We start from the raw sequence: 21668 nt of genomic DNA, 5'->3' as shown, positions 1-21668 counted from the left end.
GCTACACGTCGATCACCAGGTCCTCCCGCGGCGTCGAACAGCACAGCAGGATCTTGTTGTTGGTGATCTCACGGGGGCGGATGCCGCCCGCGTGCCGCATGTCGACCGTGCCGGACAGGAGGGTCGTCTTGCAGGTGCCGCACATGCCCTGCGCGCAGGACGCGGGGAGCGTGATGCCCTCGCGGGCCGCGGCCGACAGGACGGGGGTGTCCGCGTCGCACTCGATGGTGCGTCCGGTGCGGGCCAGTTGGACCTTGAAGCCGGTACCGGGCTCGGCGACGGGGGTCACCGGTGGCTCGAAGGTGAAGCTCTCCTCATGGTGGTGGGTCATGTCGAAGCCATCGGAGGTGAGCATCTCTCGTACCGCCCGCATGTAGCCGGCCGGGCCGCAGGTGAAGACTTCGCGTTCCGCCAGGTCGGGAGCCTCGGCGCGCAGCACCTGGGCGTTCAGTTGCTCGCCGTGGTCGTCGAGGAGGTGGCGGATCCGGAAGTTGGGGGACGCGGCGGCGATGAAGTCCAGTTCGCGGCGGAAGATGATGTCGTCGAAGGTGCGGGCGCTGTGCATGAACACGACGTCGACGGGGTGGGCCAGGTCGTACAGCGTGCGGGTCATCGACATGAGCGGGGTGACGCCGCTGCCCGCCGAGAGGAACAGGTACTTCGGGGCGGGGTGCTGGTTGATCGTGAACCGGCCGAGGGGGCCGCGCGCCCACACCGTGCCGCCGGGTGTCAGGTGGTCGTGCAGCCAGTTCGACACGTGGCCGCCGGGGACGCGTTTCACGGTGATGGTGGCGAGGTCGGGGCGGGTGGGCGCCGAGGAGAGGGTGTAGCAGCGCTCGACGGGCTCGCCGTCGATGTCCAGGCAGAGGGTGAGGAACTGGCCGGGGTCGTGGCGGAAGAGCCGCGGTTCGGTGGGCGCGAGCACGAAGGTCCGCACGTCCGCCGTCACGTCGTGCACCTGCCGGCACACCAGCAGGCTGTCGGCCCAGGCGGGCGGGGACCCCGCCGCCGTCAGCGTCGCGGTCGTCATGGCCCCTCCATGTGCGCCTTGAGCCGGGTGATGTACCAGGTGACGAAGGACTCGACCTGGGATTCGGTCGGGCTGTAGGGGCCCGGTGCGTACGCGGGGCTGCTCACGCCCAGTTGGGCCCGGGAGACGAAGACCGCGTCCTGTTCGTTGGTGGCCACCCACACCCCGGTCAGGGTGTCGAGGTCGTAGTCGACGCCCTCCTCGGCGTCCGCGTGCACGAGCCATGTGGTGCGTACGAGGGTGCGGTCCGCGGCGAGCGGGACGACGGAGAACAGCACCGCGTGGTCCGCCGAGAAGTGGAACCAGGCGTTGGGCTGCAGGTGGAGGCCGAGGTGACCGAGGCGCGCCGTCGGGAAGTCGGCGAGCAGGCGGCGTACGGCGGCCTTGCCGTCGGGCGTGAAGGACTCCCCCGCGAGGTCGAGCGGTTCGCGCTGGATACGGAAGCCGGTGGGGCGGGAGTCCAGTTCCTCAATGGTGGCGTAGGGCAGGCCGAGGGACTCGTACGTGGCGCGGGCCTCGGCGTCTGCCTTCTGGAAGCGCTCGAAGGTGGCCCGCATGCCCGGCGGGACCTCGTCCTCGGTGAAGTTGTAGAGCGGGAAGTAGCAGCGCTGGAGTTCGGGGTGGCCCGCGCAGTGGTAGCACTCGCGGTTGTTCTCCATGGTGAGTTTCCAGTTGCCGTGCTCGACGAGGTCGATCTGCGCGGCCACCTTGGCGCGTGCCAGGTCGTGCGGCGCGAGGTAGGGCTCGACGTGTGCGGCGAACTCGTCGAAGTCGGTGGGCGGTTCGGCCGCGAGCGACACGAAGACGAGTCCTGCGACCGTGCGCAGGTGGACGGAGCGCAGGCCGAAGCACGAGCGGTCGAAGTCGGGCGGCTGCGATTCCGCGTGCAGCAGCTGTCCGTCCACGCCGTACGTCCAGTGGTGGTAGCCGCAGACGATGTTGCCGACGGAGCCGCGCTCGTCGTTGAGGATGCGGGCGCCCCGGTGGCGGCACACATTGTGGAAGGCCCGCACCTCCTCGTCGTCGTCGCGGACGACGATGACGGAGTAGGGGCCGACGGTGAGCGTGATGTAGTCGCCGGGTTCGGGGAGTTCGGCCTCTGCGGCGGCGAAGATCCAGCTGCGGGCGAAGACGGCGTCGACGTCGAGGTGGAAGAACGCGTCGCTGACGTAGAAGGGGGCTTCGAGGCTGTGGCCCGCGGCGCGGCGGGCGACGAGCTCGGCGGGGCTGGTGTCGGAGGAGGCGTGCACGGTCATGATGTCGCTCCGAAGACTCGTCAGACGGGCAGGCACAGGCGCAGCGCGTCGTACACGGCGGCGTGGATGTTGCGGCTGTTGACCGCGTCGCCGATGCGGAACAGCTGGTAGTGGCCCGCCGGGTTGCGGACGACGGCCTGTGGCTCGCGGGCGAGGAGGGCTCGGTGGTCGACCTCGCCGAGGTTGCGGGAGGCGGGCAGCAGGTCGGTGTACAGCTCGTCGTTGGGGAGGGTGCCGTGCTCGACGACGACGTGGTCGACGGCGCGTTCGGTCTCGGTGCCGGTGTACTCGCTGAACAGGGTCGCCACGAGCCGGCCGCCCCCGCCCCTGCGCACGGACCGCAGGCGCCGGGCGAGCGTGACGGTGACGTCGTGCTCGGTGAACGCCCGGAGGTACGCGGGTGAGTTCATGCCGCCGACGTCGGGGGCGAGCGTGCGTTCCGGTGTCACGTACTCCAGGCGGGCGCCGTGTGTGGCGAGGAGTTCCGCGGCGTCCATGGCCGGGTGGCCGCCGTGGTCGTCGTAGATCAGGGTCTCGCTGCCGGCGCGCGGGCGCAGCGAGCCGGACATCACGTCCCAGGTGTCCGCGACGAGCCCCTCCCCGGTGGTGAGGAAGGAGCGGTTGGGGAGGCCGCCGGTGGCGACGACGACGAGGTCGGGGTGTTCGGCGAGCACGTCGGAGGCTTCGGCGTACGTGCCGAGGCGCAGGTCGACGCCGAGGTGTTTGCACTCGGCGACGCGCCAGTCGACGATGCCGAGGAGGTCCTGGCGGCGGGGATTCTGTGCGGCGAGCCGGATCTGCCCGCCCGCCTGGTCGCCAGCCTCGAACAGCACGACGTCGTGGCCGCGTTCGGCGAGGACCCGGGCCGCCTCCAGGCCCGCGGGGCCGCCGCCGACGACAACTGCCCGGCGTTTCGGCCCCGTTGAAGGCGGGACGGTGTGCGGGATCTGGAGTTCACGGCCGGTGGCCGGGTTGTGGATGCACTTGGTGTCCCCGGAGTCGTAGATCGCGTCCAGGCAGTAACTCGCCCCGACGCAGGGGCGGATGCGGTCCTCGTCGCCCGAGCGGATCTTGGCGACGAGGTGCGGGTCGGCGATCTGCGCGCGGGTCATGCCGACGAGGTCGAGGAGGCCTTCGCGCAGGGCGTGCCGGGCGGTGGCGGGGTCGGCGATGCGGGCGGCGTGCATGACGGGGATGTCGAGGCGACGGCGGATCTCGCCGGTGAAGTCGAGGAAGGGGCCGAGCGGGGTGCCCATCGAGGGGATCGTCCTCGACAGCGAGGCGTCGGACTCGATGGTGCCGTGGATCGCGCTGATGAAATCGATGCCGTCGGCGGTGAACTGCCCGGCTGCGGCGAGGCCTTCGGCGAGGGTGAGGCCGCCGGGCAGGTCCTCGTCCAGGGACATGCGGATGCCGACGACGAACTCGGGGCCGACCGCCTCGCGCACCGCGCGGATCACGCGGCGGGGGAAGGCCATCCGGTGTTCCAGGTCGCCGCCGTACTCGTCGTCGCGGTGGTTGGTCGCCGGGGAGAGGAAGCCGTCGAGGAAGTGGCCGTAGGACTGCAACTCGATGCCGTCCAGGCCGCCTTCCTTGCAGCGCACGGCCGCGGCGGCGTAGTCGGCGACGATCCGGTCCAGGTCCCAGTGCTCGGCGGCCTTGGGGAACGCGCGGTGGGCGGGCTCGCGCAGCGGGGAAGCGGCGACCACCGGGAGCCAGTCCCCCGTGTAGTTGCTGGTGCGGCGCCCGAGGTGGGTGACCTGACACATGACGGCGGCGCCCGCCGCGTGCACGTCGTCGGCGAGCAGGCGCAGCCAGGGCACGATCTCGTCGCGGTGGAGCAGCAGGTTGCCGAAGGAGGGCGGGCTGTCCGGGGAGACGACCGCGGAACCGCCGATCATCGTCAGGCCGACGCCGCCGCGGGCCTTCTCCAGGTGGTAGGCGCGGTAGCGGTCCTTGGGCAGTCCGTCCTCGCCGAAGGCGGGCTCGTGGGACGTGCTGACCACCCGGTTGCGCAGGGTGAGGTGCTTCAGCCGGAAGGGCTGGAGCAGGGGATCCAGGTTCGTGTTCGGTGCGCGCACGACAGCTCCAAGGGAGGCAGGGAAGCTCTGTGGCCCGGATGTGATGACACGTGGGAGGGGCAACGGGGATGGCTGCGTGACGACGGCGTCGCCACGTCCCGTTTCGCGATATGAAACAACAACGCGATGCGAGACAAATGTGCGGCGCGCGAAAGCCCGTCGTCAACCCCTACCGTTGCGTAATCAGCCGCGCCGGATGGAGCCCTTGCGCCACGAGATCTTCTCGCCGGCCGCCACCAGCTGTTCGGCGAGCCCGGAGATCGTGTGGTCGTTGATCCGGAACGTCGGTCCGGAGACCGTCACGGTGGCGATGACCTCGCCGTTCAACGACCTGATGGGGGCGGACAGCGAGGCGAGCCCGATCTCCAGCTCCTCGCTGATGACGCCGTAGCCCAGCTCACGCACGCCCTGCAACTGCTCCTTCAGGAGCGCCGGGTCCGTGATGGTGTGCGGCGTGAATTCCTCCAGCGGCCGCTCGAGGATCTCGGCGGCCTCCGGCTGCGCCATGTGCGCCAGGAAGACCTTGCCCGCCGACGTCGCGTGCAGGGGCGTGCGCTTGCCGACCCAGTCGATGCTGGTGATGGCCGCGTTGCCGAGCACCTGGTCGATGCTGATGACGGCCTCGCCGTCGTAGACCGCCACGTTCACCGTCTCACCGACGGCCGCGGCCAGCTCCTGGCAGACAGGACGGCTCAGCAGCGACAGGTCGTTGCCCTTGGTCGCGCCGCCCGCGAGCTCGACGACGGTGTAGCCGATCCGGTAGCTGCCGCGCTCGCTGTCCTGCTCGACGAGGCCGCGCGACTCCAGCGTGGCGAGCAGCCGGTAGACGGTCGACTTGTGGATGTCCAGGGCGTCGGCGATCTCCGTGACGCCGGACGGGCCCTGCACGGCCAGCACTTGGAGGATCGACACCGCCCGGTCCACCGACTGCACCGACGTGTCCCGCGCGCGACCTTTGCTGCTCATACGGGGAGCCTATCCAGGAAGCGCCTGCGCACACCGGTGGCGATCGCGGCCGGGCGCGGACACGGCAGGCGTCCCCGCCCTCGCGGGCTCAGTCCTTGGGGCTCAGGCCTCGGGTGCTCAGTCCTTGGGGCCCGGGAGAACGCGGCCGAGGAAGTCGCGGACCAGGGGGACCACCTCGTCGAGGTGGGTCTCCAGCAGCCAGTGCCCGCCGTCGAGCAGGTGCAGCTCGGCCTCGGGGAGGTCGCGGTGATAGGCGCGGGCGGCGGCCTCGGGCATGTACCCGTCGTGCGGGCCCCACACGATGAGCGTCTCGGGCCGCTGGTCGCGGAGGTAGGCCCGCTGGCTTTCGAACCACGCCAGCGTGCTCGGCTGGTCCTCGAGGAGCCGGACCAGGTTCGCCACCCGGTCGGGGTCCCGCATCAGCGCCCAGTGCAGCGTCCACAGGTCGGGCGGTACCCGGTCCGCGACGTGCTCGGGGAGCTCTCCGGCGAACTCGTCGCGGAAGCCCTCCAGCGTGACGTTCGCGGCGATCCCGCGACGCGACTCGGGTCCCGGTTCGGCCCAGAAGCGCCGCAGGGCGTCGTACTTGGGCCCGAACTCGTCCTCGTAGATGTCCCCGTTCTGGATGATCAGTCCGGCCACCCGGTCCGGTTCGCGCATCGCGAGCCGCAGGCCGAACTGGGACCCGTAGTCGTGCAGCCAGATCACATACCGCCGCAGGTCCAGGGCCTTGGCGAAGTCGTACAGAAAGTCGGCGTAGGCGTCGAAGGTGTACCCGAACTCGTCCGGTGCGGGGGTACCGCTGTACCCGAAACCGGGCAGATCGGGGGCGACGAGCCGCCAGCGGTCGCCCAGCTCGGCCATCAGGTGCCGGTACACGAACGACGACCCCGGATAGCCGTGCGGCAGCAGGACCACCGGCGCGTCGTGGGGGCCGCTCTCCCGGTAGAAGGTCTCGATTCCGCCGACCCGGGTGGTGAGGTGTCGCATGCAGTTCTCCCTCCTTCCCCCACGTGTCCCACGGATCCGCGCATCCACTCACACCCCTTGCGCCGATCCCTCCCCCTCAGCCCCGCTTGACCTGCCCCCGCCGCCAGGAGATCCGCTCGGCCGCCGCGAGGAGTTGCCCGGCCAGGCCGGGGACGGTGTCCTCGCGGATGCGGAAGGCCGGCCCTGAGAGGGTCACGGCGGCGACGACCGTGTCGTCGAGGGCGTGGACCGGCGCGGCCAGGGACACCAGGCCGATCTCGTGCTCCTCGAACGAGACGGCGTAGCCCCGTTCGCGTACGGTCGCGAGGTCCGCCGCGAGGTGCTCCTGGACGGTGATGGTGTGCGGGGTGTACCGCTCCAGCGCCTCCCCGTTCGGCGGTTCCGCGGGCAGCCGTCCGTGCCGGTCGGGGGCCGGGTGGGCGAGGAAGATCTTGCCCGCGGCGGTGGCGTGCAGCGGGCAGCGCCTGCCGACCCAGTCGACGCTCGCGATCGCGGCCTCACCGGCCACCTGTCCAACGGTGACCACGTCCCGGCCCTCGCGGACCGAGACGTTCACGGTGTCACCGGCGGCCTGTGCCAGCTCCTGGCAGACGGGGCGACTGACGAGGAACAGGTCGGTGGTCCCGGCGACCGCAGCGGCGGCGAGTTCGGTGAGCGGGTGCCCGATCCGGTAACGGCCGCGCTCCGCCCCCTGCTCGACGAGGCCGCGCGCCTCCAGGGTGGCGAGCAGCCGGAACACGGTCGTCTTGTGGACGCCGAGCTGTCCGGCGATCTCGGTGACGCCGCACGAGCCGCGGATCGCCAGGATCTGCAGGACCGATACCGCCCGGTCGACGGACTGGACCGCACGGTCGCGCGCTCGCCCACGGCTGCCGGTCGTCACCACAGCACCCTCCCGCCCCGCTCCGACGGCCCAACTTGCCACTCGTCGACGTTAATTCGCGGTTGCCCGCACGCAAGAGCCTTGACGCGCCGTCACGATCAACGGCATCGTCACACCGTACTGCACATTTGTTGCGCATTGCGAAACACCAGCTCGGACATGCGTTCCAAACCGCCTCGCGCGGTTCCCCGGAGGTGGGGCACGGTGATAGAAGCAGCACGGCTCAACAAGGTCTTCGAGACCGCAGACAACCCGGTCCACGCGGTACGCGACGTGTCCTTCACCGTGGAGCCCGGCGAACTCTTCGTCGTCATGGGCCTGTCCGGGTCCGGGAAGTCGACCCTGCTCCGGATGCTCAACCGCCTCGTCGAGCCCAGTTCGGGCGAACTCCGCGTCGACGGGCGGGACTTGCTCGCGATGGACGATGCGGAGCTGCGCGAACTGCGCAACCGCAAGGTCAACATGATCTTCCAGCACTTCGCGCTCTTCCCCCACCGCACGGTCCGCGAGAACGCCGCGTACGGCATCCGGCTGCGCGGCGGCACCGCCGCCGAGCGCCAGGAGCGCTCGGACTGGGCGCTGCGCACCGTCGGCCTCGCCGACTGGGCCGACTCCTACCCCAGCGCGCTCTCCGGCGGCATGCGTCAACGCGTCGGTCTGGCAAGGGCGTTGGCCACCGACGCCGAGGTCATGCTCATGGACGAGCCGTTCAGCGCCCTCGACCCGCTGATCCGCCGGGACATGCAGGACCTGCTGCTCGGCCTGCAGCGCGATCTGCGCCGCACCATCGTCTTCGTCACCCACGACCTCAACGAGGCGATGCGGCTCGGCGACCGGATCATGGTCATGCGCGACGGGGGCGTGGTGCAACTGGGCACCGCGACCGACATCCTCGACTCCCCCGCCGACGCCTACGTACGCGACTTCGTCTCCGACGTCGACCGCTCCCGCGTGCTGACCGCCCGCGCCGTCATGCGCGAACCGCCGGCGACGGCCGCCCTCGACGACGACCCGCGCGACGTCCTGCGCTCCCTCACGGACCTCGGTGCGGACGCCGTCCATGTCCTCGACGCCGACGGGGGCGTGGCCGGAGTCGCCCACGCCGACGCCGTCGCCCGGGCCGCCGACGCGGGGCACACCGCCCTGCGCGACAGCCCGGAGTGCCTGACCGGCGCCTACGGGCGGGCGGGCCCCGACACGCTGCTGGTGGATCTGTTCCCTGCGGCCGGGCGGTACGCGGTGCCGCTGGCCGTGACCGACGACGACGGGCGACTGCTCGGAGTCGTGCCCCGCGCGGCGCTGCTCACCGCTCTCTCCGCACCGCGGGCCGCCAACTCCCGTGAACGGGACGATACTTCCGAAGCAGTAGGCAGCTCACAGGAGGAGGTGGCCGATGCTGTTCAGCGTTGATCTCGGCACCCCGGTCAACAAGGCCGTCGACTGGCTGACCGAGAACCTCAGCGGCCTCTTCGACGCCGTCACCTCCGTGATGACGGAACTGGTCAACGCGGTCCTCTTCGTGCTGACGGCCCCTCATATGCTGGTCATCATCGCGGTGTTCACCGTGCTCGCGTTCCTCGCCCGTGGCTGGTTCTTCGCCGTCTACACCCTGGGCGCGTTCCTCCTGATCCAGGGCATGGGTCTGTGGACCCCGGCGATGCAGACGCTCGCCGTCGTGGTGGTCGCGTCGGTGTTCGCCGTGGTCATCGGTGTGCCGATCGGCATCTGGGCCGCGCGCAGCCCGCTGGCCAGCACGCTGGTGCGGCCCGTCCTCGACTTCCTGCAGACGCTGCCGGTCTTCGTCTACCTGATCCCGGCCGTCTTCTTCTTCGGCATCGGGCTCGTCCCCGGCGTCGTCGCCACCATCGCCTTCGCCGTCTCGCCCGCCGTGCGCCTGACCGAACTGGGCATCCGGCAGGTCGATCCGGAGGTCGTGGAGGCCGCGCACGCCTTCGGGGCCAAGCACGGGCAGATCCTGCGCGGTGTCCAACTCCCGCTGGCGCTGCCCTCGATCATGGCCGGCATCAACCAGGTCATCATGCTGGCGCTCTCCATGGTCGTCATCGCCGGCATGGTCGGCGCCGACGGTCTGGGGACCATCGTGGTGCGCGGCATCAGCCAGCTCGACGTGGGGATCGGCTTCCAGGGCGGCCTCGCCGTCGTGTTCCTCGCCATCTTCCTCGACCGCGTCACCAGTGCCCTCGCCACCCCCCGCATACGCCGTCGTCCGGGCCGCGGGCGCGCCGGCACGACCCCGGTGGCCGACACGGAGAAGTCGCCCTCTCCCACCTCGCCCACCACTCCGGTTTCCGCGTGAAGACAGGAGCTCCAGCCATGATCCGCAATCGCCGCCGCCGCACCGCCTACCTCTTCGGCTGCACCGCCGCCGCGCTCACCCTGCTCGCCACCGCCTGCAGCGGGAACACCTCGAAGGTCGAGGGGGGCTCCGACGACGACAGCGGCGGCGGCTCGAAGACGGTCAAGCTGGCCTACGTCGCCGGCTGGGACGAGGGGGTGTCCGCGACCTTCCTGTGGAAGCAGATCCTGGAGGACGAGGGGTACAAGGTCGACGTCCGTGACCTGGACATCGCCAGCACCTACACCGGCATCGCCAACAAGCAGGCCGACATCTACCTCGACGCCTGGCTGCCGGTGACCCACGAGACGTACTGGAAGAAGCTCGGCCCCAAGATGGAGAAGCTCGGCACCTGGTACGAGCCGGCCGACCTCAACCTGACCGTCCCCAAGTACGTCAAGGACGTCAACACCATCGAGGACCTCAAGGGCAAGGCCGACGAGTTCGGCGGCAAGATCGTCGGTATCGAGGCGGGCTCCGGACTGATGCGTCTGACCCGCTCCCCCGTCCTGCCGGACTACGGCCTCAAGAGCGAGTACGAGCTCACCGAGTCCAGCACGTCCGCGATGCTCTCCGCCCTCCAGAAGTCGATCAACAACCAGAAGCCGATCGTGGTCACGCTCTGGCGGCCGCACTGGGCGTACACGAAGATGCCGCTCAAGGTCCTCAAGGACACCAAGAAGTCCTACGGCAAGCCCGACAAGGTCCAGATGGTCGCCTCCAAGGGCTACTCCAAGGCCAACCCCGAGGTCGCCGGCTGGCTCAAGAACTTCCGTATGAACAGCAGCCAGCTCGGCAGCCTGGAACTCCTCCTCCAGAAGAGGGGCACAGGCAACGAGCAAGCGGCGGCGAAGGAGTGGATCGACGGCAACAAGAAGCTGGTGGACAGCTGGCTGAAGTAGCGCCGGGAGACGGCTGACTGAAGTAGCGCCGAAAGACGGCCCTGCCCACCTGATCCGCCGCTCCGGCCCCGCGTCAGCGTTCGCCGTCGCGCAGCCGGAGCAGGTACGTCGCGGTCAGTGCCACGGCGCGGTCCTCGTCGGCGGACAGGTCGACGAGGGCGCGGGTCGCCGTCGCCCCGGGGATGCCCGCCAGCGCCTGGGTGAGCCGGCCGCGGGCGGGCGCTTCGGTGGCGGGGGCGGCGAGGCGGTCGACGAGCGCGGCGGCGATGTCCTCCGTGGCCGCGGTGTCGCCCGCCAGCACGCTCAGCGCGTCCGCCGCGTCGGTGTCGTTCCGGCCCGCCACGATCATGTCGACGAGCTCCGGCACCGCGTCGGCCGCTCCGGCGTTGCCGAGCGCGACGGCGGCACGCCCCCGGACCACGGCGTCGGCGCTGCCGAGGGCCTCCCGCAGCGCCGCGGCGGCCTCGGTGCCGGGCAGCTCGGCGAGGCACTGGGCGGCCCGCTCCCGTACGGCGGCCTTCGGCGAGTCGAGTGCCTCCACGAGCAGTGGCACGCCGTCGGCGCCGCCCGAGCGCGCCAGCGCCCAGCGCAGCGCCCCGGCGACATTGGTGTCGGTCTCGCTCAGCACCGCCTCCACCAGGGCCTCCACGGGCATCGCGTCCTGGCCGCCCGACGAAAGAGCCGCGCGTTGCCGGGCGTCGGCGCTCTTCGAGCCCAACGCCTGGAGCAGCGCGACGACTTGGAGAACCTCCTCCCAGTCGCCGGGGTCGGCGGCGTCGATCCGGTTCAGGCGCGTGAGCAACTCGGTCTCGGCCGCGATGCGTTCGCGCGTCTGCCGGATCAGATCACCGACGAGCGCCGAGGGCGTGAAGCCCGGTTCGTCGAGCGCGCGCCCGATCTCCCGCAGCGAGAGCCCCAGTGAGCGCAGGCTCTCGATGTGGAAGATCCGCCGGATGTCGTCGCCCGAGTACTCGCGGTACCCGGAGCCCGTGCGTTCCGAGGGCCGCACCAGGCCCAGCGACTCGTAATGCCGGAGCATGCGGGCACTGACCCCGGACCTCCGCGCCACCTCACCGATCAACACACTTAATCGTCCACCACGGGAGCCCCGTCGAGTGCCACGACGCGCTTGGCGTCCTCGATCGCGAAGCCGATTCCGGTGTCCGGGTCGTCCAGGACACGCCGCGTGGCGAGCGCGTGCGCGCGTACGTCCGGGTCGTCGGCGGCACGCGCGACCGCGTCCACGGCGGGCACGGACGCGTCGCCGAGGTCGACGAGGGCGCGGCTCAGGCTGAGCTGGGTCTCGCGCCCGCCCCGGCCGAGCTGCGCGGCCAGCACACCGGCCAGGGTGCCCTGCTCGTCGTCCGGCACCAGCACGACGGCGGCCCGCCAGGCGCTCCGCGCGACCTCGTCGTCGGGGTCGGCCAGCAGCTCCCGCGTGATCACGGGCCATGCGCTCCGGTCCCCGAGCTTGGAGAGGGTGTGCAGCGCCTGGCTCCGCGCCTGCGCCCGCTCGGACCGCACCTCGCGGAGCACCGCGGGCAGTGTCAGGTCCACCGGGTGCCGGGTGAGTGCCCAGGTCAGCATGTCGCGGACGTAGAACTCCGGCTCGACCGCGCACCGCTCGACCAGCCTGCCGACGCAGCGCGGGTCGGGCGCCGAGCCGATCGCCAGCGCGGCCCGCAGCCGCACCGATACGTCCCCGTCCTCAAGCCCCCGCAGCGCGCGCGAGGTCTCCGTGTCCTGCCCAGTGATCGTCATCGAGACCACCTCCTCGGCGAGCAGTGAAGACCTTGTCACCGTGTCAAGGTCAAACGCGCAGCGGCGGCACCGCCGGGACCTCGATCGCGTTCTCGATGTCGGCGTCCGTCAGCTTGAAGGCCTCGGGGTAGGCGTCGCGCCGGGTGCGGCGGTCGGGTTCGCTCGTGCGCCACGTGTAGAGGCAGCGGGTGCACTGGAGCACGTCCCACACCCCGGGGACGGGGGACGTGGCGAGTCGGGTGACGGTGTCGGCGGGGCAGCGGGGGCACTCGGCCCCGTCAACCAGCTTGTCGTTCATGGGTGTTGACCTTTCAGGAGGGATGCGACGGGTGTCAGCGGGCGGCGATCATGTCCTGGAGCCGCTTCGCCCACTCGGCCGTCTCGGGCAGGTCCTTGGCGGGCGTGGAGAAGTTGCCGCGGACGTCCGGGGCCACCGGGGTCGTCGCGTCGATGATCATCTTGCTGGTGATGCCGGCGGGCTGGGCGGCGGGCGCGAGTTCGAGGACGGACAGGTTCGGGATGACGACGACGTCGTCCTTCGGGTTGACCTTCGCCGACATCGCCCACATGACCTGCGGCAGGTTGAACGGGTCCACGTCCTCGTCGACGACGATCACCTGGGCCACGTAGCCGAGCCCGTGCGGTGTCGTCATGGCGCGCATGCCGACGGCCTTGGCGAAGCCCCCGTACCGCTTCTTCGTCGAGATGATCACCATCAGGCCGTGCGTGTACATCGCGTTGACGGCCTGCACCTCGGGGAACTCCGCGCGCAGCTGCTTGAGGAGCGGCACACAGGTGTTGGGCCCGACGAGGTAGTCGCACTCGGTCCACGGCATGCCGAGGTAGAGGGACTCGAAGACCGGGTTCGTGCGGTACGAGACGCGGTCGACGCGGATGACGGGCATGCGGCGGCCGCCGGAGTAGTGGCCGGTGAACTCGCCGAACGGGCCCTCGATCTGCCGCTTGCGCGACTCGATGACACCCTCGATGACGACCTCGCTGCCCCACGGCACGTCGAAGCCGGTGAGCGGCGCGGTGGCGATCGGGGCGGGGGCACCGCGCAGCGCGCCCGCCATCTCGTACTCGCTCTGGTCGTACGCCATCGGCATGCCGGCGACGATCGCCATCACGGGGTCGTTGCCGAGGGTGATGGCGATGGGCAGGTCCTCGCCGACCTCCTCGGCCTTGCGCAGGTGCTGGGCGACGTCGTGCATCGGGACGGGCTGGAAGGCGAGGCGGTTGGCGCCGATGACCTCGATGCGGTACGTGCCGACGTTCTGCTTGCCGAAGTTCTCCGGGTCCTCGGGGTCGCGGGAGACCACGGCGGCCTTGTCGAGGTAGAAGCCGCCGTCGCCGTCGTTGAGGCGGAAGAGGGGCAGGACGGAGAAGAGGTCGACGTCCGCACCCTCCTGGGTGTTCTCGCGCCAGGGCGCGTCCTCGCGGCGTTCGGGGGCGACGGGGAAGGCGTCCCAGCGCCGTGCGAACTCCTCGACCTGGTCCTTGACCGGCGTGTTCTTCGGCAGTCCGAGCGCGAGGGCGTGGTTGGCCCAGGAGCCGTGCACGTTCAGGGCGATCCGGGCGTCGGTGAAACCCTTGACGTTGTCGAAGTGCAGGGCGGGGGCGTTCTCGCCGATGCGGCCCGTCGCGTTGGCGGCCGCAGCGAGGTCGGGCTCGGGCAGCACCTCGTCGGAGATGCGCAGCAGCTGCCCCTCCTTCTCCAGGGTGCCGAGGAAGCTCCGCAGATCGTCATAGGGCATGGTGGTGAACTCCTTCGTGCGGTACGGAAGTTGTGGCCTCGGCGGCGCGGGCCGCGCGGGCGGCGCGCATGCCCGCCCAGCGCTCGGCGGCCGGGGCGGGCAGGTCGAACTGGTCGAGGACCCGGGCCACGATGTGGTCGACGATGTCGTCGACGGTGCGCGGGTTGTTGTAGAAGGCGGGCATGGGCGGCACCAACTGCACGCCCATGCGGGCGAGTTCGAGCATGTTGCGCAGATGGATCTCGCTCAGAGGTGTCTCGCGCGGGACGAGGACGAGCTTGCGCCGCTCCTTGAGGACGACGTCCGCGGCGCGCGCCACGAGCCCGTCGGCGTAACCGGCGCTGATGCCCGCGAGCGTCTTCATCGAGCACGGCACGATGACCATGCCGTCGGTGCGGAAGGACCCGGAGGAGATGGTGGCGCCCTGGTCGTCGGGATGGTGTGTCACGTCGGCGAGCGCCGACACCTCGGCCGCCGACAGGCCGGTCTCCAGCTCGATCGTGGTGCGCGCCCAGCGGGAGAGCACCAGATGTGTCTCCACGTCCGGCAGCTCGCGCAGACACTCAAGGAGCCGGACACCGAACGGAGCACCCGTCGCTCCCGTCATTCCCACGACCAATCGCACAGGACACTCCTCACACGTCGCTGACCTGTGCTTTCACGCTAGGCGGCGCGGAGAGGGCGGCAGCGGTACGCTCGGGACTCACGATGGGGAAAATCAGACAGGAACGCCTGGAAGTCCGGGATCTCGCGTACACGCCGACCGTGGGGGCGCCGACGGGTGTCGAGGTGGCGGAGCTGGCCGACCTGCACGACCGCTCGCTGCGGCACGGCAACGACCCGTACGCGCCGCTGCGGCCCGTCTTCCACCAGTTGATCGGAGCCCGCGCGCGCCCGCTGCGGGTGGCCGTGGACTTCGTCGAGTACGAGCTGCGCCCGGGGTCCTGGCTGTGGATCCGGCCGGGGCAGGTGCAGCGCTTCGGCCCGGACCTGGCGTCGGCGGACGGCGTGATCGTGCTGTTCAAGGCCGGTTTCCTGCCCCCGGCGATCGTCTCGGCGGCACACATGGATCCGCCGTACGAACAGGTCCCGCTGACCCCGCGCGGCCCGGACGCGGAGTCGGTGCGGCGGGCGGTGGAGCACCTCACGTACGAGTACGGGGCGATGTCCTCGCTCCCGCTGGGCAGCCATGCCGAGGTGCTGCGGGCGCTGCTCTCGGTGCTGGTGATGCGCCTCGCGGCGGTGCGCGACGACCAGGCGCCGGCCGCGTCCCGTGACACCTTCCACCGGTTCCACGCGGCCGTGGAGCGCGACCACGCGGTGACCCGCCGCGTCGAGGACTACGCGGCGGCCCTCGGCTACAGCCCCCGCACGCTGACCCGGGCCGCCCTCGCCGCGACCGGACGCACCGCGAAGCAATACGTCGACGACCGGGTCCTCCTGGAGGCGAAGCGGCTGCTCTGGCACAGCGGCCTGTCGGCGAAGGAGGTGGCGGGGCGGCTCGGGTTCGACGACCCCAGTGACTTCACGAAGTTCTTCCGGCTGCGGACCGGGGTGACACCGGGGGCGTTCCGGGCGGGGGCCTGACCGAGGGGTTGTGTCCGCCGGACGTCAGCGGCGGATCTCCTTGATCTTCAGCATCTTCGTGATGACCTTGTCGAGCTCGCCGTCGTCGAAGACCTTCTTCCAGTCGTCCTTGACGATGGAGTCACGGCCGTAGTCCATGGCGATCAGGCAGGCGTCGGAGAACGGGTTGTCGCCCTTGAGGGTGTTGGCGAGGGCGACCTGGGTGTGTCCGAGGAGCATTGCGCGCGCCGCCTTCTCCGGGACGCCGACGGTGTGCACGGTCTCGTGCAGCGCCTCGTTGAGCAGGGCGCCGACCATGCAGGCGATGGTCTCGACGAGGGTCGGCTCCAGGACGGCGAGCTGCTTGACGGTGACCCAGTGGACGTCGACGACCGGCGCGTACATGACGCGGATGACGGACTCGGCGAGCTGCTGCTTGTCCTCGTCGCCGCCCTCGTACGCGGCGACGACCTCCTGCGGGGCGGCGATGCCACCGAAGGTGTCGTCGAGCTCGGCCTGCGTCTTGCGCTGGAGGAAGACGGACGGGTGGCAGGGGTGCGCGCACACGTAGTGCACGTCGGCGCGGGGGTGGAGCAGGCCCGCGTACGCGGCGGCCGGGTCGAGGGTGAGGACGACGGCGCCCGGCTTCAGGAGCGGGACGAGCTGCTCGGAGACCTTGCCGAGGACGATGTCCGGGACGGCCAGGATCAGCACGTCGGCCTGCTGGGCGGCGGTCTCGGAGTCGGTCAGCTCGCGGCCGAGCGAGCGGATCAGCTCCTGGCCCTTGGGGGAATTCTCGGAGAAGAGGACGGTGAAGTCGCTCTCGACCAGGTTGTTGGAGACACGCTGGCCCATCTTGCCGGCGGCCCCGATGACGGCAACGGTCTTGTTCTCGGCGGCCATGTTCATTCGCCCTTCAGGAGTGTGCTGATGCTGTGCTCGGTCCACTGGTGTTCGAGCTCGGCGGTGACATCGAAGCCACCGTCCTGCCACGGGAGCCAGTGCTCCACGATCTGGTTGACGGACGCGGGGTCCGGGGCGTGCTCCCGTACGGCGGCGATCATCGACGCGTAGTCGAGGAGACCGGTGCCGAGCGGGGCGCCCGCGTAGGTGAAGCCCACCCAGCCGTCCCTGCGACTAAACGCGAAGTCCTTGACGTGGATGTTCACCACGTACGGTGCGGTCAACTCGACGACCCGGGACGGGTGTTCCAGGCGGGCGACGCAGTTGCCGGGGTCGACGACGATACCCAGGCGTGGGCTGTCGACGGCACGGACGACGTCGACGAGGTCGGCGGTGGCGACCTGCTCGTAGGTCTCCAGGCCGAGGGTGACGCCCTGCTCCTCGTACCGGCCGATGACCTGCTTCAACAGAGCGACCGACTCTTCGACACCGGGCTTGTGGTCGGCGGTGTGCAGCATGGAGCGCACGAAGGTGACACCGAGCCGCTCCGCGATGCGGAGGTAGCGGTCCAGGTGGTCCGGGCCGATGCCGCGGGTGCCGAGTTCGAGGGTGACACCGAGGTCGGCGGCGGCCGCCTTCAGCTCGGCGAGCTGCGCGTCGTCGTACGTCTCGATGGGCGCGTAGTCGCAGATCTGGAAGACCTGGCCGCCGAGCCGGTGGATGTCCCGGAGCATGTCCAGGGCCGTCATCGGCCGCGGCGCACGCGAGGAGATGCGCCAGAAGTACGCGTAGGTGCTGATGCCGTACGCCATGTCAGGCCACCTCCGCGCGGGCGTCGGGGGTGTCTGCGGGCTCGATCTCGTCGAGGATGCGGGCGACGGCCTCCGGGTCGTGTGCGAAGCGGCCGAGGAAGAGGCCGCCGACGGAGCCGCCGAGGCGGGTGAGCAGGCCGGGGCCCGCGCTGCCGCCGTAGATCACGGTGGAACCGGCTTGCTCGGGGCGGGAGTTCAGCCACTCCCCCAGGGCCGCGCACACCGTGGTGATGTGCTCGGGCGAGGCCGGCTCGGGCGCGCCGATGGCCCACTGCGGCTCGTAGGCGAGGACGACCGGGCCTTCGAGGCCGTACAGCAGGCGGGCGGCTTCGGCGACGGTGCGGCGCGCGGCCTCCGCCGGCTCCACGGGGTCGAGTTCGCCCACGCACAGGACCGGGGTGAGCCCGTTGCGCAGCGCGGCCGCGGTCTTCGCGGCGACGACCGTGTCACCCTCCCCGTACAGGCGGCGGCGCTCGGCGTGTCCGACCTCGGCGTAGCGGCAGCCGATCTCCTTGAGGAAGGCACCGGACACCTCGCCGGTGTACGCGCCCACGTCCTCGGTGGCGATGTCCTGCGCGCCGACGTCGACGGCGCCGCGCGCGAGGATGCCTGCCACCGGCACGATCGCCGGGAACGCGGGCAGCACGAACAGGCGCGCCTTGCCGCTGGTGACGGCGGGGTGCCGGTCCGCCAACCGCACGACGCGGCGGGACCAGTTGAGGGTCTCGTGGTGGCCGAAGTACATCTTCAGGCTCACCCCGAGCAGGACGGGGGCGTTCATCAGGCGGCCTCGTAGTCACACATCAGCTGGACCTTCGCGGCGGACGCGGACTGTTCGTCGAAGCGGTAGGTGAGCCACTCGGCGGCGAGGCGGCGGGCCAGTTCGAGACCGACGACGCGCTGGCCGAAGGTGAGGACCTGGGCGTTGTTGGAGAGGATCGCGCGCTCGACGGAGAAGGAGTCGTGGGCGGTGACGGCGCGGATGCCCTTGACCTTGTTGGCGGCGATGGCCACGCCGAGTCCCGTGCCGCAGATCAGCAGTGCCCGGTCGGCCTCACCGCGGGCGACGCGCTCGGCGGCCTCGATGGCGATGGTCGGGTAGGCGGTGTGGCCTTCGGCGTCCACGCCCACGTCGGTCACGGACTCGACCAGGTCGCTCGCCCGGAGGTCCCGCTTCAGCGCCTCCTTGTACTGGAATCCGGCGTCGTCGCAGCCGACGACGATCCGCAGCTTCTCACTCATGTCGCTTTTCCTTAGAAGGGAGTTACTGGCAGGTGGCGAGCGCGCCGTGGACGGCGCGGACGATCAGGGCGAGGGAGTGGGCACCCGCGTCGGGTGTGCCCAGGGACTTCTCGGCGTGCGGGCGGGCGCGGCCCATCCTCGGCAGCAGGTGTGCGGTGTCGCGCGCGGCGCGTTCGGCGGCTGTGGCGGCGGTGTCCCACGCGGCGGCCAACTCGGCGCCGGTGTCGATCTGTTGGCCGAGCGTCTCGGCGAAGGGCACGAGGACGTCGACCATGGTCTTGTCGCCGACCTCGGCGCCGCCGGTCCTGCGGACGCCGGCGGACGCCTCCAGGACTCCGTGGGCGACGGACGCCGGGGTCGGCCGTTCGGTGTCGCCGAGCGCGTCGCCGAGGGCGCGCAGGACGATGCCCCACAGGGCGCCGGAGGTGCCGCCCGCCTTGTCGGCCCAGGCGTCGCCCGCGGCGGTCAGCAGCGAACCGGCTCCGGCGCCCAACGCACGTGCTTCCAGGGCGGCTTCGTAGGCGCCGGTGGAGCCGCGCCGCATGCCGATTCCGTGGTCGCCGTCGCCGGCGACGGCGTCGATGCGGCCGAGTTCGTCGGCGTGCGCGTCGACGGTGTCCTTGAGGCGGCCCAGCGCGTCGAGCGCGGTCGCCGCGGCCTGCCGGGAGGCCTCGCTCGCCGTGTAGGCCTCGGGGGCGCCCTCGGTCTCGTACGACTCCTCGTCCGCGGCGGCCGCCTCGGGGACGGATCCCTTGCGGTACGCGGGGGTGTCGGCCGGGGCGGTCCACAGGGCTTCGAGGGTGTCGTCGAGCCACGTCAGGGTGAGGGAGACGCCGGCCATGTCGAAGCTGGTGACGAGCTCGCCGACCTCGGGGTCGACGGCCGTCACACCGGCCTCGTCGAGGAGCTGGGCGACCCTGCGGTAGACGACGAACAGCTCCTCGTACTTCACGGAGCCCAGGCCGTTGAGGATCACCGCGGCGCGCTGTCCGTCCGGCGTCCCGATGCCGTCCGGGAGTTCCTTGAGGAGGGTGGCGACGAGCAGTTCGGCGGCCTCGTCGGCGGTGGGGACGGCCTCCTCGCCGATGCCGGGTTCGCCGTGGATGCCGAGGCCGACGGCCATCCGGCCGTCGGGGACCGTGAACAGCGGGCGGTCGGCGCCCGGGAGCGTACAGCCGGAGAAGGCGATGCCGAAGGAGCGGGTGCGGTCGTTCGCGTGGGCGGCGATCCGCGTGACCTCGTCGAGGGAGCGGCCCTGTTCGGCGGCGGCCGAGGCCGCCTTGAAGACGGGCAGGTCACCGGCGATGCCGCGCCGCTTGTGGGCCTCGTCGGGGCCCGCGCTGGATATGTCGTCGGTGACAGCGAAGGTGTGCGTGGGTATGCCCTCGCCGGTCAGCCGCTCGGCGGCCTGCCCGAAGTGCAGGACGTCTCCCGCGTAGTTGCCGTACATGAGCAGCACACCGCCGCCCGCGTGCGCCGCCTTGGCGACACTGCGGATCTGCTGGGCGGAGGGCGAGGCGAAGACGTTGCCGACGGCCGCCCCGTGCGCCAGGCCCTGGCCGACCAGGCCGGAGAAGGCCGGGTAGTGGCCGGACCCGCCGCCGATGACGACGGCGACCTGGCCGGGGGTCTTGGCGGTGGCACGGACCACGCCGCCGGTGACGGGGCGCACCCAGCGGCGGTGGGCGGCGGCGAAGCCTTCGAGCGCCTCGTCGGCGAAGGCGGCGGGGTCGTTGTGGAGGCGGGTCATCGCTGGTTCTCCGGGAGGGACGAGGTGCTGGTGGGCGCGCGGCGGGCGAGCAGGACCATCAGCACGGCGGACAACAGCATGAAGAGTCCGACGAGGTAGAGCGGCACGTAGTAGTCGCCCGTCAAGCCCTTGAGCCAGCCGGTGATGTAGCTGGAGGCGAAGCCGGCGATGTTGCCCGCGGTGTTGATGAGCGCGATGCCGGCCGCGGCGGCCGCCCCGGTCAGGAAGCGGGAGGGCACGGCCCAGAACACGGGAAGCGCGGCGAAGATGGCGCAGGCGGTCACGGTGATGACGGCGACGGTGGCGGTCGGCGAGCCCATGTAGAGGGCCAGCGGGATGGAGATGCCTCCGACGATCGCGGGTCCGGCGACGTGCCAGGTACGCGTGCCGTGCTTGGTGGCGTGCCGGCTCCAGAAGAAGAGGACGATCGCGGCGGGCAGGTACGGGATCGCCGTGATCCACGCCTTGTCCATGACGCTGAACGTGGTGTCGTACTGCTCCTGGAAGCCGTCGATGATGGTCGGCAGGAAGAAGGCGAGCGCGTACAGGCCGTAGACGAAGCCGAAGTAGACGACGGCCAGGACCCAGACGCGGCCGTTGGTGAACGCCGCCTTCAGGTCGCCCTTGGCGTGCTTGCCCTCGTGGCCGGTCTTCTGCTCGTTCTCGGCCGCCAGCTCCTTCGTGAGCCAGTCACGCTCCTCGGTGGTGAGCCACTTGGCGTCGGCGGGGCGGTCGATCAGGTAGAACCAGGCGACGACGCCCAGCACGATCGCCGGGATCGACACGAACAGGAACATCACGCGCCAGCCCTCGAGGCCGAACAGACCGTGGTGGCCGATCAGCCAGCCCGCGAGCGGGGCGCCGAAGACCGTGGTCAGCGGCTGTGCGAGGTAGAAGAGGCCGAGCACCTTGGTGCGGTGGCGGCTGGGCACCCACTGGCTGAGGAAGAGGATCGCGCCGGGGAAGAACCCGGCCTCCGCGACACCCAGCAGGAAGCGCAGTGTGTAGAGGCCCCCGCTGCTGTCCACCCAGGTGAAGAGGAGCGAGACGATGCCCCAGGTCACCATGATCCGGGCCAGCCAGCGACGGGCGCCGAAGCGGTGCAGCGCCATGTTGCTGGGGACCTCGAGCACGATGTAACCGACGAAGAAGATCCCGGAGGCGAAGCCGAACTGGGCCGCGGTGAGCGCCAGGTCGTCCCCCATCCCGTTCGGCTCGGCGAAGGACACCGCGGTGCGGTCCAGATAGTTCACGAAGAACATCAGGGCCACGAAGGGGACCAGGCGGATCGAGATCTTCTTGATGGCCGACTTCTCGACGGCCGACCTCGTCGCCTTCACGGGCGGCGCGGCGGTGGCAGGCATGGCGACTCCTCGGCTCGCCGGACAGCTCTGTCCGGACTTGGGTCACGCT

General features: G+C 70.9%; 21 protein-coding genes. 4 read left to right on the top strand and 17 right to left on the bottom strand.

All coding sequences use genetic code 11. The features are described 5' to 3' along the window. Position 1: 1 nt before the first annotated feature. The 6 genes from ACFV9W_RS26630 to ACFV9W_RS26605 all read right to left on the bottom strand — a co-directional run bounded on the left by ACFV9W_RS26630 (position 2) and on the right by ACFV9W_RS26605 (position 7206). On the bottom strand, positions 2 to 1030 hold the full coding sequence (locus ACFV9W_RS26630; RefSeq protein WP_385765228.1) for a 2Fe-2S iron-sulfur cluster-binding protein: 1029 nt from the start codon (positions 1028 to 1030) through the stop codon (positions 2 to 4). Then, a complete protein-coding gene (locus ACFV9W_RS26625; RefSeq protein ID WP_385765226.1) occupies positions 1027 to 2286 on the bottom strand; it encodes an SRPBCC family protein in 1260 nt (419 codons plus the stop codon). Before ACFV9W_RS26625 ends, ACFV9W_RS26630 begins: the two co-directional genes overlap by 4 nt. A gap of 20 nt (positions 2287 to 2306) precedes the next feature. Then, positions 2307 to 4367 (bottom strand): FAD-dependent oxidoreductase, encoded by a 2061-nt coding sequence (locus ACFV9W_RS26620; protein ID WP_385765224.1) that lies wholly within the window; start codon positions 4365 to 4367, stop codon positions 2307 to 2309. Positions 4368 to 4550: 183 nt separating this feature from the next. Continuing rightward, positions 4551 to 5333: an IclR family transcriptional regulator gene (locus ACFV9W_RS26615; protein ID WP_385765222.1), complete on the bottom strand. Its 783-nt coding sequence runs from the start codon at positions 5331 to 5333 to the stop codon at positions 4551 to 4553. A 117-nt stretch (positions 5334 to 5450) separates the two neighbouring features. Beyond that, the gene (locus ACFV9W_RS26610; RefSeq protein WP_385765220.1) at positions 5451 to 6323 is read right to left on the bottom strand and encodes an alpha/beta fold hydrolase; all 873 of its coding nucleotides are present in this window, start codon (positions 6321 to 6323) and stop codon (positions 5451 to 5453) included. 76 nt (positions 6324 to 6399) lie between these two features. After that, complete coding sequence (locus ACFV9W_RS26605) at positions 6400 to 7206, bottom strand: IclR family transcriptional regulator (RefSeq protein ID WP_385765218.1); 807 nt, start codon at positions 7204 to 7206, stop codon at positions 6400 to 6402. 204 nt (positions 7207 to 7410) lie between these two features. On the opposite strand from ACFV9W_RS26605, the gene ACFV9W_RS26600 reads away from it, so the two are divergent. The 3 genes from ACFV9W_RS26600 to ACFV9W_RS26590 are packed head-to-tail and all read left to right on the top strand — an operon-like array spanning position 7411 to position 10464. Then, the gene (locus ACFV9W_RS26600; protein WP_385765216.1) at positions 7411 to 8616 is read left to right on the top strand and encodes a glycine betaine/L-proline ABC transporter ATP-binding protein; all 1206 of its coding nucleotides are present in this window, start codon (positions 7411 to 7413) and stop codon (positions 8614 to 8616) included. After that, positions 8600 to 9523, top strand: coding sequence for an ABC transporter permease (locus tag ACFV9W_RS26595; protein ID WP_385765214.1), 924 nt, complete (start codon positions 8600 to 8602; stop codon positions 9521 to 9523). Before ACFV9W_RS26600 ends, ACFV9W_RS26595 begins: the two co-directional genes overlap by 17 nt. A gap of 17 nt (positions 9524 to 9540) precedes the next feature. Beyond that, entirely contained in the window at positions 9541 to 10464 is a 924-nt protein-coding gene (locus tag ACFV9W_RS26590; protein WP_385765212.1) for a glycine betaine ABC transporter substrate-binding protein, read from the top strand. A 73-nt stretch (positions 10465 to 10537) separates the two neighbouring features. Here the strand turns inward: ACFV9W_RS26590 and ACFV9W_RS26585 are convergent, their stop codons facing one another. Genes ACFV9W_RS26585 through ACFV9W_RS26565 form a run of 5 tightly spaced genes read right to left on the bottom strand, consistent with a single transcriptional unit; the run spans position 10538 to position 14607 of the window. Next, complete coding sequence (locus ACFV9W_RS26585; protein WP_385765210.1) at positions 10538 to 11548, bottom strand: MerR family transcriptional regulator; 1011 nt, start codon at positions 11546 to 11548, stop codon at positions 10538 to 10540. Between the two features lie 2 nt (positions 11549 to 11550). After that, on the bottom strand, positions 11551 to 12225 hold the full coding sequence (locus tag ACFV9W_RS26580; protein ID WP_385765305.1) for a HEAT repeat domain-containing protein: 675 nt from the start codon (positions 12223 to 12225) through the stop codon (positions 11551 to 11553). A 49-nt stretch (positions 12226 to 12274) separates the two neighbouring features. Then, positions 12275 to 12523 carry a non-oxidative hydroxyarylic acid decarboxylases subunit D gene (locus ACFV9W_RS26575; protein WP_385765208.1) on the bottom strand — a complete coding sequence of 83 codons (249 nt, stop codon included), beginning with the start codon at positions 12521 to 12523 and terminating at the stop codon, positions 12275 to 12277. Positions 12524 to 12557: 34 nt separating this feature from the next. Next, entirely contained in the window at positions 12558 to 13982 is a 1425-nt protein-coding gene (gene vdcC / locus ACFV9W_RS26570) for a non-oxidative vanillic acid decarboxylases subunit C (protein WP_385765206.1), read from the bottom strand. Then, positions 13972 to 14607 (bottom strand): non-oxidative hydroxyarylic acid decarboxylases subunit B, encoded by a 636-nt coding sequence (locus ACFV9W_RS26565; RefSeq protein ID WP_385765204.1) that lies wholly within the window; start codon positions 14605 to 14607, stop codon positions 13972 to 13974. The genes vdcC and ACFV9W_RS26565 overlap by 11 nt, the downstream gene beginning before the upstream one ends. An 83-nt stretch (positions 14608 to 14690) precedes the next feature. Between ACFV9W_RS26565 and ACFV9W_RS26560 the strand changes: the two genes are divergently transcribed. Continuing rightward, positions 14691 to 15569 carry a helix-turn-helix transcriptional regulator gene (locus ACFV9W_RS26560; protein ID WP_385765202.1) on the top strand — a complete coding sequence of 293 codons (879 nt, stop codon included), beginning with the start codon at positions 14691 to 14693 and terminating at the stop codon, positions 15567 to 15569. A gap of 24 nt (positions 15570 to 15593) precedes the next feature. On the opposite strand, the gene ACFV9W_RS26555 is transcribed toward ACFV9W_RS26560, so the two are convergent. Genes ACFV9W_RS26555 through ACFV9W_RS26530 form a run of 6 tightly spaced genes read right to left on the bottom strand, consistent with a single transcriptional unit; the run spans position 15594 to position 21619 of the window. Continuing rightward, positions 15594 to 16451: a phosphogluconate dehydrogenase C-terminal domain-containing protein gene (locus ACFV9W_RS26555; protein WP_385765200.1), complete on the bottom strand. Its 858-nt coding sequence runs from the start codon at positions 16449 to 16451 to the stop codon at positions 15594 to 15596. 2 nt (positions 16452 to 16453) lie between these two features. Next, on the bottom strand, positions 16454 to 17263 hold the full coding sequence (locus ACFV9W_RS26550) for a sugar phosphate isomerase/epimerase family protein (RefSeq protein WP_385765198.1): 810 nt from the start codon (positions 17261 to 17263) through the stop codon (positions 16454 to 16456). Between the two features lies 1 nt (position 17264). Next, positions 17265 to 18044, bottom strand: a complete 780-nt coding sequence (locus tag ACFV9W_RS26545) for a triose-phosphate isomerase (protein ID WP_385765196.1) — start codon at positions 18042 to 18044, stop codon at positions 17265 to 17267. Further along, positions 18044 to 18505 (bottom strand): ribose-5-phosphate isomerase, encoded by a 462-nt coding sequence (locus ACFV9W_RS26540; RefSeq protein ID WP_385765194.1) that lies wholly within the window; start codon positions 18503 to 18505, stop codon positions 18044 to 18046. The genes ACFV9W_RS26545 and ACFV9W_RS26540 overlap by 1 nt, the downstream gene beginning before the upstream one ends. Before the next feature lie 22 nt (positions 18506 to 18527). Further along, positions 18528 to 20255, bottom strand: coding sequence for a dihydroxyacetone kinase family protein (locus ACFV9W_RS26535; protein ID WP_385765192.1), 1728 nt, complete (start codon positions 20253 to 20255; stop codon positions 18528 to 18530). Then, positions 20252 to 21619 carry an MFS transporter gene (locus ACFV9W_RS26530; RefSeq protein ID WP_385765190.1) on the bottom strand — a complete coding sequence of 456 codons (1368 nt, stop codon included), beginning with the start codon at positions 21617 to 21619 and terminating at the stop codon, positions 20252 to 20254. The genes ACFV9W_RS26535 and ACFV9W_RS26530 overlap by 4 nt, the downstream gene beginning before the upstream one ends. Positions 21620 to 21668 lie beyond the last annotated feature (49 nt).

It is taken from the genome of Streptomyces sp. NPDC059897 (assembly GCF_042730865.1).
Lineage (GTDB): Bacteria > Actinomycetota > Actinomycetes > Streptomycetales > Streptomycetaceae > Streptomyces.
This window is presented reverse-complemented; position numbering and strand designations above follow the sequence as displayed.